The sequence below is a fragment of the Clostridium nitrophenolicum genome, from assembly GCF_055391695.1.
Genome location: NZ_AP042469.1, coordinates 2,566,895 through 2,582,146 on the forward strand (window position 1 = coordinate 2,566,895; position 15,252 = coordinate 2,582,146).

General features: G+C 32.8%; 17 protein-coding genes, 1 riboswitch and 1 other annotated feature (1 of these 19 running past the window's edge). Of the genes, 14 read left to right on the forward strand and 3 right to left on the reverse strand.

Annotated features, from left to right (window positions below; genetic code table 11):
• Window positions 1–71: a binding site (T-box leader), on the forward strand (it extends 165 nt beyond the left edge of the window).
• Between the two features lie 95 nt (window positions 72–166).
• Window positions 167–267, forward strand: a riboswitch (SAM riboswitch).
• A 102-nt stretch (window positions 268–369) separates the two neighbouring features.
• The 10 genes from ACZ5N4_RS12040 (at window position 370) to ACZ5N4_RS12085 (ending at window position 10,283) form a co-directional block, all read left to right on the forward strand.
• A complete protein-coding gene (locus ACZ5N4_RS12040; RefSeq protein ID WP_464210225.1) occupies window positions 370–519 on the forward strand; it encodes a hypothetical protein in 150 nt (49 codons plus the stop codon).
• 90 nt (window positions 520–609) lie between these two features.
• Entirely contained in the window at window positions 610–2,232 is a 1,623-nt protein-coding gene (locus ACZ5N4_RS12045) for a nitrite/sulfite reductase (protein WP_464210227.1), read from the forward strand.
• Between the two features lie 23 nt (window positions 2,233–2,255).
• Window positions 2,256–2,864, forward strand: a complete 609-nt coding sequence (gene cysC / locus ACZ5N4_RS12050; protein ID WP_464210229.1) for an adenylyl-sulfate kinase — start codon at window positions 2,256–2,258, stop codon at window positions 2,862–2,864.
• 26 nt (window positions 2,865–2,890) lie between these two features.
• The gene (locus ACZ5N4_RS12055) at window positions 2,891–3,934 is read left to right on the forward strand and encodes an aliphatic sulfonate ABC transporter substrate-binding protein (protein WP_464210230.1); all 1,044 of its coding nucleotides are present in this window, start codon (window positions 2,891–2,893) and stop codon (window positions 3,932–3,934) included.
• 16 nt (window positions 3,935–3,950) lie between these two features.
• A complete protein-coding gene (locus ACZ5N4_RS12060; RefSeq protein ID WP_464210232.1) occupies window positions 3,951–4,790 on the forward strand; it encodes an ABC transporter ATP-binding protein in 840 nt (279 codons plus the stop codon).
• Window positions 4,723–5,499 (forward strand): ABC transporter permease, encoded by a 777-nt coding sequence (locus tag ACZ5N4_RS12065; RefSeq protein ID WP_464210916.1) that lies wholly within the window; start codon window positions 4,723–4,725, stop codon window positions 5,497–5,499. Before ACZ5N4_RS12060 ends, ACZ5N4_RS12065 begins: the two co-directional genes overlap by 68 nt.
• Window positions 5,500–5,519: 20 nt before the next feature.
• Entirely contained in the window at window positions 5,520–7,202 is a 1,683-nt protein-coding gene (locus ACZ5N4_RS12070) for an adenylyl-sulfate reductase subunit alpha (RefSeq protein WP_464210918.1), read from the forward strand.
• On the forward strand, window positions 7,192–7,506 hold the full coding sequence (locus tag ACZ5N4_RS12075; RefSeq protein WP_464210234.1) for a 4Fe-4S dicluster domain-containing protein: 315 nt from the start codon (window positions 7,192–7,194) through the stop codon (window positions 7,504–7,506). The genes ACZ5N4_RS12070 and ACZ5N4_RS12075 overlap by 11 nt, the downstream gene beginning before the upstream one ends.
• 56 nt (window positions 7,507–7,562) lie before the next feature.
• Window positions 7,563–8,444 (forward strand): sulfate adenylyltransferase subunit CysD, encoded by an 882-nt coding sequence (gene cysD / locus ACZ5N4_RS12080; RefSeq protein WP_464210236.1) that lies wholly within the window; start codon window positions 7,563–7,565, stop codon window positions 8,442–8,444.
• Window positions 8,445–8,483: 39 nt separating this feature from the next.
• Entirely contained in the window at window positions 8,484–10,283 is a 1,800-nt protein-coding gene (locus ACZ5N4_RS12085; protein WP_464210238.1) for a GTP-binding protein, read from the forward strand.
• A gap of 53 nt (window positions 10,284–10,336) precedes the next feature.
• Here the strand turns inward: ACZ5N4_RS12085 and ACZ5N4_RS12090 are convergent, their stop codons facing one another.
• On the reverse strand, window positions 10,337–11,167 hold the full coding sequence (locus tag ACZ5N4_RS12090; RefSeq protein WP_464210240.1) for a methyl-accepting chemotaxis protein: 831 nt from the start codon (window positions 11,165–11,167) through the stop codon (window positions 10,337–10,339).
• Window positions 11,168–11,346: 179 nt separating this feature from the next.
• Between ACZ5N4_RS12090 and ACZ5N4_RS12095 the strand changes: the two genes are divergently transcribed.
• The 3 genes from ACZ5N4_RS12095 to ACZ5N4_RS12105 all read left to right on the forward strand — a co-directional run bounded on the left by ACZ5N4_RS12095 (window position 11,347) and on the right by ACZ5N4_RS12105 (window position 12,072).
• Complete coding sequence (locus ACZ5N4_RS12095) at window positions 11,347–11,496, forward strand: hypothetical protein (RefSeq protein ID WP_464210242.1); 150 nt, start codon at window positions 11,347–11,349, stop codon at window positions 11,494–11,496.
• A 16-nt stretch (window positions 11,497–11,512) separates the two neighbouring features.
• The gene (locus ACZ5N4_RS12100; protein WP_464210244.1) at window positions 11,513–11,653 is read left to right on the forward strand and encodes a hypothetical protein; all 141 of its coding nucleotides are present in this window, start codon (window positions 11,513–11,515) and stop codon (window positions 11,651–11,653) included.
• A 227-nt stretch (window positions 11,654–11,880) separates the two neighbouring features.
• Window positions 11,881–12,072: a hypothetical protein gene (locus tag ACZ5N4_RS12105; protein ID WP_464210246.1), complete on the forward strand. Its 192-nt coding sequence runs from the start codon at window positions 11,881–11,883 to the stop codon at window positions 12,070–12,072.
• 47 nt (window positions 12,073–12,119) lie between these two features.
• Here the strand turns inward: ACZ5N4_RS12105 and ACZ5N4_RS12110 are convergent, their stop codons facing one another.
• On the reverse strand, window positions 12,120–12,800 hold the full coding sequence (locus ACZ5N4_RS12110) for a Crp/Fnr family transcriptional regulator (protein WP_464210248.1): 681 nt from the start codon (window positions 12,798–12,800) through the stop codon (window positions 12,120–12,122).
• A 136-nt stretch (window positions 12,801–12,936) separates the two neighbouring features.
• Between ACZ5N4_RS12110 and ACZ5N4_RS12115 the strand changes: the two genes are divergently transcribed.
• Entirely contained in the window at window positions 12,937–13,674 is a 738-nt protein-coding gene (locus ACZ5N4_RS12115) for an ATP-binding protein (protein WP_464210250.1), read from the forward strand.
• 348 nt (window positions 13,675–14,022) lie between these two features.
• Here the strand turns inward: ACZ5N4_RS12115 and iadA are convergent, their stop codons facing one another.
• Window positions 14,023–15,192, reverse strand: coding sequence for a beta-aspartyl-peptidase (gene iadA / locus ACZ5N4_RS12120; RefSeq protein ID WP_464210252.1), 1,170 nt, complete (start codon window positions 15,190–15,192; stop codon window positions 14,023–14,025).
• Between the last annotated feature and the right edge of the window lie 60 nt (window positions 15,193–15,252).

Sequence of the window (15,252 nt, forward strand, 5' to 3'; positions counted from 1 at the left end):
TATCAGAATAAAGATGGACATTTTTTGTCTAACCAGAGTGGGACCGCGGAAGTTAACCTTCTGCCTCTGAATTTTTTCAGAGGCAGAGGGTTTTTTTTATTACTTAAAAGTAAGTATTGACAGATAAGTATTATTAAATTATACTATGGCTTAGATAATTTAATAATATTTATCAAGAGTGGACGAGAGATTGGCTTGATGACTCCACAGCAACCTGCTAGTGTAAGGTGCTAATACCAACAAAGCAAAAGCTTTGGGTGATAAAGATTGGTTGGTTTGTACAAAACCTCTTTATGCGTCTAAGGCATAAGGAGGTTTTTTATTTTAAATAAAAAAAATTATAAAACAATTTTAAAGGAGGAATTAAAATTGCAGTGCAAAGAAAAAAGTATCAGAAAAAATACTATAATGGGAGATTTATTAACTCCTATAAAGTCTTTAAAAATTAGTTATAGTAATCTAATAAGGAAGTCAAATAATTATTTTTATAAACAAGTAATTATAAAACTTGCTGCTTAACCAATAGGTAAGGATATGTAATATAGAAGAGCAAAGATATCCAGCAGCAGCCATTTAACAGAAATAGAAAGAGATTTGGAGGCACTAAGTATGGAAACTTTAGAAAGAATAAAACAGGAAATTAAATTTTATAAAAGCAAGATAACTGATTATAAAAATGGCAATATTGATCCTAATATTAAAGGCATAAGATCTGTTATGGGTGTTTATGCAGAGCGAGAGAAAGAAAAGTATATGCTTAGAATAAAAACTCCTGCTGGTATAATTACTGCTGATCAGCTTCAGGCTGTAAGCAAAATTGCTGATAAGTACTCCCATGGAAAAATACATTTTACAACAAGACAGGATATTCAATTTCATGCAGTAGAATTAGAAAATACGGCAAACATTATGGAGGAGATTTTAGAGATAGGGATAAATTCCTTAGGAGCAGGTGGAAATTCAGCAAGAAATGTAGCATGTTCACCGCTTGCAGGTGTAGATAAAGATGAAATTTTTGATGTTACTCCCTATGCAGAGGAGACTGCGGAGCATTTATTAAAAGATCCGTCAGCAATTAAACTACCAAGAAAATATAAAGTTTCATTTTCAAACAACAACTTAGATACTGCTTATGCTACAATAGCAGACTTGGGATTTGTTGCAAAAGTTGAGAATGATAAAAAAGGATTTCAGGTATATGGAGCAGGGGGATTAGGAGGTTCATCTACAGCAGCATTAAAAATAGAGGACTTCATTGATGAAAAAGATGTTCTCTACTATGTTCAAGCAATGAAGGAACTTTTTGAAGCTGAAGGAGATAGAGAAAACAGAAGCAAAGCAAGAATAAGATTTATTCGCTATAGACTAGGTGAAGACAAATTTAAAGAACTACTCAAATATTATGTGAATAAAGCTAAAGAGCAATTAAATCTAGATTTAATCATAAAAGAAGTAAATAAGGAATACGAACATGAGGATGGCAGTTCTAGTATATCAAGCAGGTTAGTCATAGAACAAAAGCAAAAGGGATATTATTCAGTTTATATTCATCCTCAAAATGGATACATTACAACAGAGAATTTGAATAAGGTATTAAATTATATTGGAACTTTAGAATATGACACTTCTATAAGACTTACAAATACTCAAGGCTTTTATATAAGAGATATAAAAGGTAAGGATGTAGATAAGCTGTTAGAAATTGTGTATTCATTTGCAACACAATTAGAAATAGAAAGCACTATATCTTGTGTAGGAGTAGCAGTTTGTGGAACTGGTCTATGTAATTCTCAAGGTCTATCAAATGCAATATATGAGAGATTTTTAAATGTACCTGAAGACATAAAGAAACTTTTACCTAAGATATTTATTTCAGGATGTCCTAACTCCTGTGGACAGCACCAGATTGGACAAATAGGATTTACAGGCAAAGCTGTCAGAGGTGAAGATGGAATGGTTCCAGCATATAAACTTTATTACGGTGGCACTTTAGGAGTTGACGAAACTAAACTAGGTGAAGCAAAAGGAGAAATTCCTGCCAAGAAGGTTCCAGAATTTTTATATGAATTAGCACTTCTGGCTCATGAATATAAAAATGAAAATTTTGATGAGTTCATAAAAGAGCAGTGGATAAAGGTAGAAGAACTGATCAGGAAGTTTGAAATTATAGATAGGAACTCAAAGCTTTACTATGATTTTAATTCCGATGTCAAGTTTTTATCTAAAAAATAATTTAGTTAGGAAGCAGGGTTTTTATGGAAACAAATAAGTCTAATAATATAGTGTGGCATAGTTTAAGTATTGAAAGAGAGCATAGAGAAGAGCTGTTAAATCAAAAAGGTTTATTAATCTGGTTTACCGGACTCTCTGGCTCAGGCAAATCAACTATTGCTGATGCTTTAAATAAAGAATTGTATAGAAGAAGCTATCTGACTTATATGCTTGATGGTGATAACTTAAGGCATGGATTAAATGCTGATTTAGGTTTTTCTAGAGAAGATAGAATAGAAAATATTAGAAGAGTAAGAGAGCTCTCAGGGCTTTTTGTAGATGCAGGTATTATAACAATCACAACCTTTATATCACCTTTTAAGGAAGATAGACAGAAGGTAAGAGATTTAGTAAAGGATAGATTTATAGAGGTTTTTATAGATTGCGACTTGGAGATATGCGAACAAAGGGATCCTAAAGGCTTATATAAAAAAGCAAGAGAAGGAAAAATAAAGGATTTTACTGGCATAGATTCAGTATATGAAAAATCAGAAAATCCAGAGATAACAATATACTCACATAAGCAATCTATAGATGAATGTGTAAAAAAAATAATAGCATACTTAGAGGATAACAAATATCTCATAAAGTAAAACTTAATTTTATAGGGGGATGAAAAATGAAACTTAAAAATATAGGTATTTATCTTATAGCTATTATTGCAGCTGTAAGTTTTATAGGATGTTCTTCAGATAAGAGCAGCAATAAGAACAGTGGTGAAAATACAAAAATCAGAATTGGATTTTTCCCTAATATAACACACTCACAAGCATTGGTCGGTAAAAATCAAGGACAATTCGAAAAATTATTAGGAGATAAATATCCTATTGAATGGAAACAATTTAATGCAGGTCCAGCGGAAATTGAGGCGCTTCTTGCGGGAGAATTAGACATGGGATATATAGGACCGGGTCCTGCTATAAATGGATATACAAAATCTAAAGGTGAAATACAGATTATTGCAGGAGCATCAGATGCAGGAGCAGTGTTAGTTGCTAGAAAAGATGCTGATATCAAAGAAGTTAAAGACCTACAAGGTAAAAAAGTGGCTATTCCTCAGTTTGGAAATACTCAAGATTTATCATTAAGAGCGTTATTAAAAGAAAATGGACTTAAGGATAAAACAAAAGGTGGAACTGTTGAAATAGTTCAAGCTGAAAATCCAGATATAAAAACTTTATTAGATCAAAGCAGAATTGATGCTGCTTTAGTTCCAGAACCATGGGGTTCAAGGCTTGAAAAAGAGATAGGAGCCAAATTAGTTCTTGACTACAATAAGGTTTGGAGAGAAGGCCAGTATTCAACAGCAGTTATTGTGGCAAGAAAGGACTTTATAAAAAAGCATCCAGAGGTAATTGAAAAGTTTTTAAAAGCTCATATTGATATAACAGATTATATAAATAAAGACAATGAAGGTGCAAAAAGTGCTATAAATGATGAGCTTGGCAAACTAACAAAAAAGCCTCTTCCAAAAGAAGTTTTGGATAGCTCCTTTAAAAGAGTTGTAGTAACTAATAATCCAGAAAAAAAATCTATTGAGGAAATGGTAGGCTTGTCAGTTGACGTTGGATTCTTAAGAGAAAAACCAGATTTAAAGAATTTATTTAGTCTAGATATATTAAATAAAGTTCTCAAGGAAAATGGAAAGCCGGAAATAAAATAAGAAAGAGGTAGTTAATTTGAGTTTAGTAATTGAAGGGGTTAACAAAAAGTTTATATCAAAGCACAAGCAAACCTATACCTTAGATAATATAAACCTTTCCTTTAAAAAAGGAGAGTTCATCTGTCTTCTTGGACCTTCAGGTTGTGGAAAGTCTACACTTTTAAATATAATCGCAGGCCTTGAAACTCCAAGCGAAGGGAAGATATATTTAAATGAAAAAGAAATAAATGGAGTAGGTGTTGATAGAGCTGTTATGTTTCAAGAATCTGCTTTATTTCCTTGGTTGAAAGTTATAGATAATGTAGAGTTTGGGATGAAGATGGCAGGAATTTCAAAGAAGGAGAGAAGAGAAAGAGCTCTTCACTATCTTAAAATGGTACATTTAGCAAAATTCCAAAATTCATTTGTTCATGAGCTCTCTGGTGGAATGAGACAAAGAGTTGCTCTGGCAAGAGCATTGACCTTGGATTCAGAGGTGCTTTTAATGGATGAACCCTTTGCAGCTCTAGATAGTCAGACAAAAAGTATCCTGCAGTCAGAACTTCAGAAGGTTTGGTGGGAAACAAAGAAAACAATTATATTTGTCACTCATAATGTAGAAGAAGCAGTGCTTTTAGGAGATAGAGTAATTGTAATGTCTACAAACCCAGGAAGGGTTAAGAGAGAATTCAAAATAGAGCTGGGAAGGCCAAGAAAACTAGAAAATATAGATTTAGCATACATTACTGCGCAAGTAATGAAGGAGCTTAAAGAGGAGGTTGAAAAAGTTGCAAAAGCTGAATACGACAATGATTGGAGCATTGAAAAAAATAGCATTTTACATCCTTCTGATAGTGATATGGGAATTGGTATATAAGCTAGGAGTTGATGTGCTTTCAATTTGGAAATCTTATACCTTTCCATCACCTATCGATGTGTTTAAAAGTCTTTATTTTTTAGCTATAGATAATACTCTTGCAATTGCTGTATCAGCTAGTATGAAAAGGCTTATAGTAGGATATTTGTTATCTGTTGTCATAGGCCTTTCCTTAGGATTGTTTATTGTCCGTTACAAATATATTGGAGAAAATATTAAAGCACTTCTATTAGGACTTCAAACCCTTCCTAGTATTTGCTGGCTGCCTTTTGCCATACTTTGGTTTGGCTTAAGTGAAAAGACAATAATATTTGTAATAGCAATGGGATCTATTTTTGCAATTTCTATAGCAACAGAAGGTGCTATTAGTAATGTATATCCTTTATATATAAAAGCGGCAAAGACAATGGGAGCTAAAGGGTTAAAACTTTACTTAAATGTTGTAATCCCAGCATCGCTTCCTTCTATTGTTGCAGGAATGAAGCAGGGGTGGTCCTTTGCATGGAGAGCACTTATGGCTGGAGAAATGCTTGCTGTAACGAAGGGTCTTGGGCAAGTTTTGATGGTAGGAAGAGATTTGGCAGATATCAGCCAGGTAGTAGCGGTTATGATTGTAATTATAGTTATTGGTCTCTTCCTAGATAATATTGTCTTTGGAAAGATAGAAGCAAATATAAGACAAAAATGGGGACTGGAAGTTAAGTTGTAAAGATGAAAGGAAGATATAAGTTGGACTTTAAAACAGAAGTACTAGAAACAGATGTTTTGGTAATTGGCGGAGGAGCAGCGGGATGCTTTAATGCGATTTCTATTACTGAAAAATCTGACTTAAAAGTTATAATTGCAGAAAAAGCAAATATTAAAAGAAGCGGCTGCTTAGCTGCTGGAGTTAACGCTTTAAATGCATATATAGGCAAGGGAGAAAGTGAAGAATCCTTTGTTGAGTATGTAAAAAGAGATTCAGAAAATGTAATTCGTGAAGACTTAGTGTATAGCATTGCCAAAAGACTTAACAAAGTAACAAAGAAGATTGAGGATTTAGGACTGCCTATATTGAAGGATGAAGAAGGTAATTATATTCAAAGAGGCAAAAGAAGTATAAAAATCAATGGTGAAAACATTAAGCCAATTCTTGCTGCTGAAGTGAATAAAAAAGCTAATATTAAGGTTTTAAATAGAGTAAATATAATAGATTATCTGATTAAAGATAAAAAAGTAATTGGTGCAATAGGTTTTTCAATTGATGAAAATATTATTTATGTCATATATTCTAAATTTGTTGTATGTGCAACCGGTGGTGCTTCAGGACTTTATAAACCTAACAATCCAGGCTTTTCAAAACATAAGATGTGGTATAGTCCTTTTAATACAGGAGCAGGTTATGCTATGGGAATACGTGCAGGAGCGGAAATGACATCCTTTGAGATGAGATTTATAGCTTTAAGATGTAAAAATACAATAGCACCTACTGGAACAATCGCACAAGGAGTTAAAGCTGAACAAGTAAATAAATATGGAGAATATTATGTTCAAAAGTATGGGAAGCCGACCACTCATATGAGACTATATGCCACTATCATGGAAAACTACAGAGGAAATGGTCCATGTTATTTAAATACAAAAGGTATATCAGAAGAACTTGATAAGGAATTATTTAAAGCATATTTAAATATGGCACCTGCTCAAACACTAAAGTGGGTAGAGAGAAATACAGCGCCATCACAAGAAAATGTTGAAGTAGATGGTACAGAACCTTATATAGTAGGTGGTCATACAGCTAGCGGTTACTGGGTTGATAATGATAGAAAGACAACACTTAAGGGCTTATATGCAATAGGCGATGTTGCTGGTGGAAGTCCTAAAAAATATGTAACAGGATGTTTTGCAGAAGGAGAAATAGCCGCAGAATCAATTATTAAGAATGTGGAGTATAGAACATTAAAAACATTAGATCATGAGCAAATAAAGGATAAGCTACAACAAGTAAGCAAGTTCTTTTATAATGATGGAAGTTTATTTTCAATAAAAGAAGCCGAAGAAGCTATGCAAAACATCATGGACACATATGCTGGCGGAATTTCTAAGGCATACAGATACAATTATAAAAGTTTAAAAATTGCTTTAGAAAAAATTGATGAATTAATGGTGTCTGCATATAGATTAAAGGCAAGAAATCTACATGAGTTGATGTCTATTTATGAAATAATTGATAGGCTCTATGTTTGCAAGATAGTGATTGAGCATCTTAAGACGAGGAAGGAAACAAGATGGAGATGTTATCAGGAAAATGAAGATTATCCGAAAAAGGACGATGCAAACTGGCTTAAATATGTAAATTCCATTTATGAAAATGGAAAAGTAAAAATTATTTTTAGAGATTTAATTGAAAGGGATGAAACTTATGAGCATTAAAATTGATAAGAACAAATGTGTTGGATGTGGTAAATGCATTAAGGTTTGTCCCGGAAGCTTGATATATGGAGATGAAAACAAAAAAGCCTATATAAAATATGAAGATGAATGTTGGGGATGTACTGCCTGTTTGAAGGAATGCAGTACATCAGCAATAAGATACTTCCTAGGAGAAGATATAGGTGGTTCTGGAGGATCCATGACTGTAACAAAATGCGATGACTCCTGGGAATGGAATATTATAGATTCCAAGGGAAAGATCCATATAGTAAAAATTAATACAAAGGAATCAAATAAATATTAATTAGATAAAACATTTTTATAATTTAAACACAGAAATAGAAGTGTGGAGGGATTAAGTTGAACCATTTAGATAAACTAGAAAATAAAAGTATTCATATATTAAGAGAAGCATATAGTGAATTTAAAAATCTTGGAATGTTATGGTCCATTGGAAAGGACAGTACAGTGCTATTGTGGCTTGCAAGAAAGGCTTTCTTTGGTCATGTTCCTATTCCTTTAGTTCATGTTGATACTCATTATAAAATAGCGGAGATGATAGAATACAGAGATAGGCTGGCTTTAGAATGGAAACTTGATATGATTTATGGAGAAAATAAAGAAGCCCTTGATAAGAAAGAAACATTTCCAGATGGTAATGTTACAAGATTAGAGTGCTGTAAAAGACTTAAGACAGAGGCTTTAACTAATACTTTAAATGGAGAGTGGCCAAGATATAGATTGAATCATGACACAGGAAAATACGAAATAGATAAAAATACAGAAGCATTTACAGGAATTATTGTAGGTGTAAGAGCTGATGAAGAAGGAAGTCGTTCAAAAGAGAGATATTTTTCACCTAGAGATAAGAATAATGATTGGGATATAGCAGAGCAGCCACCGGAATTTTGGAATCAATATAAAACGGATTTTGCACCAGGAACTCATGTTAGAATTCATCCTCTTTTAGATTGGACAGAACTTGATATATGGGAATATATACAAAGAGAGAATATTCCTATAGTATCTTTATATTTTGATCAAGGAAATGGCAAGAGGTATCGTTCACTTGGATGTTGGCCTTGCACAAATCCAGTAGAATCAACTTCAAAAACTGTAGAGGAAATAGTTGAAGAACTTAAAACTGGTAAATTTGCTAATATCGCTGAAAGATCTGGTAGAGCTCAGGATAAAGAAGACGGCGGTGGACTAGAAGAGCTTAGAAAGAATGGCTATATGTAAAGTAGTTAAGAAAGCAGCTAAAGAAATGGAGGAAGTCAAATGAGTTTTGTTAGAGAAGATATGAACATTGTAATAGTAGGACATGTCGATCATGGTAAAAGTACTATAATAGGTAGATTATTAGCGGATACAAATTCCCTGCCAGAAGGTAAGTTAGAACAGGTCAAAGAAAGATGTAGAAGAAATTCCAAGCCTTTTGAATATGCATTCTTACTAGACGCTTTAAAAGATGAACAGGAACAGGGAATAACAATAGATGCAGCTAGATGTTTTTTCAAAACAGAAAAAAGAGATTACATCATAATAGATGCGCCTGGACATATAGAATTTTTGAAAAACATGGTAACTGGCGCTTCAAGAGCAGAAGTTGCGTTACTTGTGATAGATGCAGAGGAAGGAATAAAAGAAAATTCTAAAAGACATGGATATTTACTATCTATGCTAGGCATAAAAAACGTAGTAGTTTTAATTAATAAAATGGATCTGGTTCAGTATAGTGAAAAAATATTTAATAATATTGTAAGAGATTACACAGAATTTTTAAATAAGATAGATGTAGAACCAAAGTGCTTCATCCCTGTAAGTGGATTTTTTGGTGAAAATATAGTTAAAGAATCAGATAAAATGAATTGGTATGAAGGAGAATCTGTATTAGGAGTACTAGATGGCTTTGAAAAGGAGAAGCTTCCAGATGATAAGCCTTTTAGAATGCCTGTACAAGCAGTATACAAGTTCACAAAGGATGGAGATAGCAGAAGAATTGTAGCTGGAACTATTGAAACTGGGCGAATAAATGTAGGAGATGAAGTAGTATTTTACCCTTCAGGCAAAAAAAGCAAGGTTAAATCTATAGAAGTATTTAATGCAGAAGAGAGAAAAAGTGTAAGTTCAGGATATGCTGCAGGCTTTACATTAGATGAACAGATATACATTAAAAGAGGAGAAGTAGCGACTGTTTTAAGTGAGACTAAACCTAAAATCACCTGCAGAATAAAAGTTAATCTGTTTTGGCTTGGTAGAAAGCCAATGATAAAAGGAAAAGATTATATATTGAAAGTTGGTACAGCAAAGGTTGAGGTTAAAGTTGAGGAAATTACTAAAGTAGTTGATGCCTCTAATTTAGATAATGAGGTTAAAGAGTCTATAGACAGACATGAGGTAGCAGAGTGCATTTTAAAAACCGATAAGCCAATTGCCTTTGATTTATCTCATGAAATTGCGCAAACAAGCAGATTTGTAATTGTAGATAACTATGAAATAGCTGGCGGAGGAATAATATTAAAGGACTTAGAAGACGAACAAACTTGGGTAAGAGATAAAGTTATTATAAGAAATTACAAATGGGAGAAAAGTCACATTACCAGAGAAGAAAGATCAGAAAAGTTTGGCCAAAAACCTGCCTTGATATGTATAACCGGACAAGAAGATACTGGTAAGAAAAGCATAGCAAAGGCACTTGAAAGAAAACTGTTTTCAGATGGCAGAATGGTGTATTTTCTAGGAATCAGCAACGTGCTTTATGGAGTAGATGCTGATATTAAGCATTCGGAAAAAGAAAACAAAGCAGAGCATTTAAGAAGATTAGCAGAAGTATCGAATATAGTTGTAGACTCAGGAACAATACCAATAGTTACAGCAGTAGAACTTAGTAGTGATGACTTAAAGATAATGGAGACTTCCGTAGATTCAAAAGAAATTATTAAAATATGGATAGGGGAAGAGGTAACTACTGATATAAATTATGACTTACACATATCTAAATATGATAAAGCTGAGGGGGTAGTGGATAAGATAAAACTACTGCTTCAAGATAGAGGAATAATATTTAAACCATTCTAATTTGAATAAAATATAGGGTTATAAGTTCGAAACTTATAACCCTATATTTTATTTTATTCCGCCATTTTTTTTAAAGTTGCTGCCAAAGAATTTAAATTCTGCAAAGCAGCATCCATCTGCTGAATTCGCGATAACTGCTCTTTAAAAGTATCTGTAGTGGAGGTAATACTTTGGGCAATACTGTTTACCGAAGTCTCTATTTTGGTAAGGGTATTGTTAATTTCGTTTATAGATTGACTGCTGGAATTGGATAACTTTCTAATTTCATTGGCTACTACAGAGAAGCCTCGTCCATGTTCTCCTGCTCTGGAAGCCTCTATAGCAGCATTTAACCCTAAAAGGTTTGTTTGAGATGCTACATTTCTTACAAAACTCAATACTTCATCTGTATTCTTTGCGCTACTTGCCGCTTCATGTACTTCAGATAACACCATATCGTTAGAATGTACAGCTTCTTCTATGCCACAAGAAATTAATCCAGAGGCTTGGGAAATCTCATCTAAAGATTCTGATAAAGTTTTAGATAAACTTAATATTTCATTATATCTTTTTAAACTTTTCACTAGAACAATACTTCCCACTATAGTACCACGGTCATCTTTTACTGGGATACCTATGGCTTTAATGGCAACTCCAAACACTTCTTTTGGAACTATAAGTGTAAGTGGTTTTTTAGCTTTAATACATTCGTAAGCAGCACCACCAGGTCTCAGTGGATCGCCAGGTTTAGCATTCATATTTATATTTGCGCTATTAACTACTTTTATAAAATGATTTGTAGTAGACATAGTAAAGGCTATTTCATCTTCAAAAAAATACTGCATGTAAGGCATTAATTCATTGAAAGCTTCATGCAATTTGTTTTCAATAATAAGTTCATCCATAATTATCCCCCTTGATATTGAATTATAAAACTTATGTCATTTTACTATATTTATTAAAATGACTACGAAACATACACAATTATATAATATCACAATACTATAAGGATTTTAAAATATAATATGAAAAATGTAGTAACATCTACAGGGGCATATAAATATAATGTTATTATAAGAAGCAGATGAAGAGATTTGTAAAAGATACTTTAGATTTAATACTACATGAAGAAATACAATTTAAAAAGGTAGTAACATCTACAGAGGCATATAAATATAATGTTGTTATAAAAGCAGATGAAGAAATTTATATTAGATTTAATACTAAAAGATGATAAGGAGGGAGACTTTATGGGACACAGACATTGTTGTAGGAGACGCAGACATTGTTGTGATGGATTTGATGGCGGATTTGGAGGTAGCGGCATAGTTTTTCTAATAATTATATTGATCATATTCTGCGGATTTGGAACTGGAAGACGCTGCTGTTAAAGTTATGAACATTAGGGAAGCGAAAATTTCGTTTCCCATTTTAATTTTAAAATATGATTTAAAAATGTAGTAACATTTACAGAGGCATATAAATATAATGTTATTATAGAAGCAGATGAAGAGATTTGTAAAAGATACTTAAGATTTAATACTAGGTAAAGAAATACAATTTAAAAATGTAGTAACATTTACAGAAGCATATAAATATAATGTTATTGTAGAAGCAGATGAAGAAATTTATATTAGATTTAATACTAAAAGATGATAAGGAGGGAGACTTTATGGGACACAGACATTGTTGTAGGAGACGCAGACATTGTTGTGATGGATTTGATGGCGGATTCGGAGGCAGTGGCATAGTTTTTCTAATAATTATCCTGATCATATTCGGTGGATTTGGTGGAAGACGCTGCTGCTAAAGCTTATAAATACGAATATTAGGGAAACGATAATTTCGTTTCCCATTTTAATTTGATAGAATCTCTTCTAACAATTCCAAATCTAAAATAGTAATAGTGTTTTTAACAAAATCTATTATACCTTCATCCTTCATGTTGATTAGTTCTCTCGAAAGAGAAGGACGTGGAATACCGAGCTGTTCAGCCATCTCTTTTTTTGTACAGCTTAATTTAATCATTAGCTTTTGTTGAGATTCATATTCCTCCAAAATATAAGATGCTATTTTCTGTCTTATTGTTTGATAAGATATATTTCTCAATTTATTATTAAGCATAAGTATTTTGTTAGATAGAAGAGTCATGAAGTTATTTAAAAATTTTGAGTTTATACTAGACAATTTTAGTATATTTTCTTTGGATATAAACATAACCTTTGAATTTTCAGGAGAGGCAATTGTTGCGGGGTAGGTGCTTCTGTTTGAAAATATTATTACTTCTCCAAAAATATGACCTTCATTAAGCTTGCTTATTGTTACTGTTTTTCCAGATGCATATATTTTTTGGACTTCTACACTTCCATTTAGTACAATTCCAATATTCGAACAATTAGATCCCTCTATGGCTATAATTTCACCTTTAGAATAAGAATTGACTGAATAATTTATGTTTTTTAATAGCTCTTCAATGTCATTTTCGCTAAAGCTCTTCATAAGAATACATTGTTTTAATATATTTATTAAGTCCTTCATAATCTTACCTCCAAATAATATATATAATGGGAAAGGTTTGAATAAACTATGTATATATAAGGTAACATATGTTACTGACATATATAAGTGTATTTTATTATAATAAAGACAATAAGACAAGAGGAGGAAATTTATCATGATAAGAAAAATTGTAAATATAGATGAAGCAAAATGTAATGGATGTGGACTATGTGTACATGCATGTCATGAAGGAGCTATTGAATTGATAGAAGGGAAGGCAGTACTCATAAGTGATGAATACTGTGATGGTCTTGGAGATTGTCTTCCAGAGTGTCCAACTAATGCTATAACAATTATTGAAAGAGAAAGCAAAGCTTATGATGAAGAGGCTGTAGCTCAAAAAATAGCAGAAAGAATGAAAAAAACTGAAGAGAAGCCTTTACCATGTGGATGTCCAGGTACTGCTGCTAAAATGATAGAAAGAAAGCCTTTAAAGGCAGTGTCAACAGTAAAATCAAATATTAGAAAATCAAATTCAGAGGATTCATTATCAGAATTAAGACAATGGCCTGTACAGCTTAGACTTATAAATACTGAGGCACCATATTTAAAGAATGCTGACCTATTAGTTGCAGCGGACTGCACAGCTTATGCTTATGCAAACTTCCATAGTGATTTCATTAAAGATCATATTACAGTTATAGGATGTCCTAAATTAGATGATGTAAAATACTATGAAGAAAAGCTTGCTGAAATTCTAAAAAAGAATAATATTAAGAGTATTACAGTAGTTAGAATGGAAGTACCTTGCTGTGGAGGAATAGTAAGTGCAGTTAAAAATGCAATGCTTAACTCACAAACTATAGTACCGTATAAAGAAGTAACTATATCAACTGATGGAAATGTAATATAGAGGTAAAAAGCCGAAAGTTAACTTATATCCCGGGCTATGTTTCCAAGCTTCAGTCCGTTAAAAACTTTTAGTCAGTCTAAAGCTTGCGCTTCAAGATAACCTAAGAATTTTCGAGAACTCGCTATGCTCAGTTCGGACCAACATATCAATTACCATTGATACGTTGCTCGTGAAAAGCCATTTAGGCTTTTCACCAACTCAAAGTTCTAATGTTCTCTTAAAGCACTTCACTAAGACTGATACAAAGTTTTTAAATCTACCTTCAGCTTTGGAAACATAGCCCTTTGTGTAAGTGAATTTTCTAGTTTGGAACCCTATAGAGGTAAACTAGTTTTTGGTTGTTTACCCCTATACTTTGTTTTCAAAGGTTCCAAATACTACAGGTTTATAATTTTCAACCATAACTTTGCCTTTACATAATACTGTATGAGGTTTCAAATCTTTATCTAAGAGAAGCAAATCAGCGTCGTAACCCTCCTCAATTTTACCTTTATTTTTTAATTTTAGGAATTTAGCAGGAGAAGCTGTCAATGGAATAAGGGTTTCCTCCATTGAAATGCCTTTACCTACACACTCTCTTATTGTGTCCATGTTCGTTGAAGGAGAGCCTATTGTCAGCTTTAATAGTTTCCCAGTACTATCAAATATAGGCATGCTGCCGCCAGAGTCTGAACTCATAGTAATGCTATAAGGAGATATGCCTTCATTAAGTAGAGTTTTGTAAACATCAGAAGCATATACTGCATCATCGCCTTCAGGTTTAATACCAGTAGTTATGTCTACAAATCCTCCATTTTTAGCATACTCAATTGATTGTTTATAAACTAATGGATTTCTGTTTATATGTGTAGGAAGTAAATTGTCATAAGGAATTTCTGAATCCTTAACCATATCCATTACAGGAGTGAGTCCTTTTTTTCCATCGCCAATATGCATATGTAAAATACCGCATTTGCCTGAGATCATTCCACCAACCCTAGCTTCACTAGCTAAATGAACTAAATCATTTTCTGATGGATGACTGCCTCTGTGGTCAGATACTGCTATTTCTCCAACTCCGATAATTTTATCCACAAGAACAATGTCGCCTCTAGCACTGTCTGTTATTGTTCTTGTAGGCATCTGATAGCATCCAGTCCAGCAAAAAGTACTTATTCCTTCTTCTTCAAGAGCTCTTGCCTTAGCAATAAGGTTACCCATACTTCTTGTAGTTCCGTCAGTGCCAAGAAGGCCTATGCAGGTAGTGATTCCATTCATAGTAAGGTTTGTAAGTGTAAGCTCAGGAGCTCTTGTAGTAAAACCACCTTCACCACCACCACCAGTAATATGTACGTGAAGATCTATTAATCCAGGAACTACAGTTAGACCTTCTCCGTCAATTACTTTAATTTCAGGAAAATTTTTATCCGGTAAATTTACTTCAGAAGAAATATAAGCAATTTTATCGTAAAAAACTAAAATATTTTTTTTGCCTAGAGATTGAGGAGAAAAAACTTCTATATTTTTTATCAAAATCATTTAGGTTCACCTTCTTATAGTTAAATTTTCACTATCACTATATATTATGATAACCTTATA

Coding starts and splice junctions, on each gene's coding strand:
- ACZ5N4_RS12100 (WP_464210244.1), top strand. CDS start 11,513: ATGGGACACAGACATTGTTGTAGGAGACGCAGACATTGTTGTGATGGA.
- cysC (WP_464210229.1), top strand. CDS start 2,256: ATGGAAACAAATAAGTCTAATAATATAGTGTGGCATAGTTTAAGTATT.
- iadA (WP_464210252.1), bottom strand. CDS start 15,192: ATGATTTTGATAAAAAATATAGAAGTTTTTTCTCCTCAATCTCTAGGC.
- ACZ5N4_RS12095 (WP_464210242.1), top strand. CDS start 11,347: ATGAAGAGATTTGTAAAAGATACTTTAGATTTAATACTACATGAAGAA.
- ACZ5N4_RS12105 (WP_464210246.1), top strand. CDS start 11,881: ATGAAGAAATTTATATTAGATTTAATACTAAAAGATGATAAGGAGGGA.
- ACZ5N4_RS12110 (WP_464210248.1), bottom strand. CDS start 12,800: ATGAAGGACTTAATAAATATATTAAAACAATGTATTCTTATGAAGAGC.
- ACZ5N4_RS12055 (WP_464210230.1), top strand. CDS start 2,891: ATGAAACTTAAAAATATAGGTATTTATCTTATAGCTATTATTGCAGCT.
- ACZ5N4_RS12075 (WP_464210234.1), top strand. CDS start 7,192: ATGAGCATTAAAATTGATAAGAACAAATGTGTTGGATGTGGTAAATGC.
- ACZ5N4_RS12115 (WP_464210250.1), top strand. CDS start 12,937: ATGATAAGAAAAATTGTAAATATAGATGAAGCAAAATGTAATGGATGT.
- ACZ5N4_RS12045 (WP_464210227.1), top strand. CDS start 610: ATGGAAACTTTAGAAAGAATAAAACAGGAAATTAAATTTTATAAAAGC.
- ACZ5N4_RS12065 (WP_464210916.1), top strand. CDS start 4,723: ATGATTGGAGCATTGAAAAAAATAGCATTTTACATCCTTCTGATAGTG.
- ACZ5N4_RS12085 (WP_464210238.1), top strand. CDS start 8,484: ATGAGTTTTGTTAGAGAAGATATGAACATTGTAATAGTAGGACATGTC.
- ACZ5N4_RS12090 (WP_464210240.1), bottom strand. CDS start 11,167: ATGGATGAACTTATTATTGAAAACAAATTGCATGAAGCTTTCAATGAA.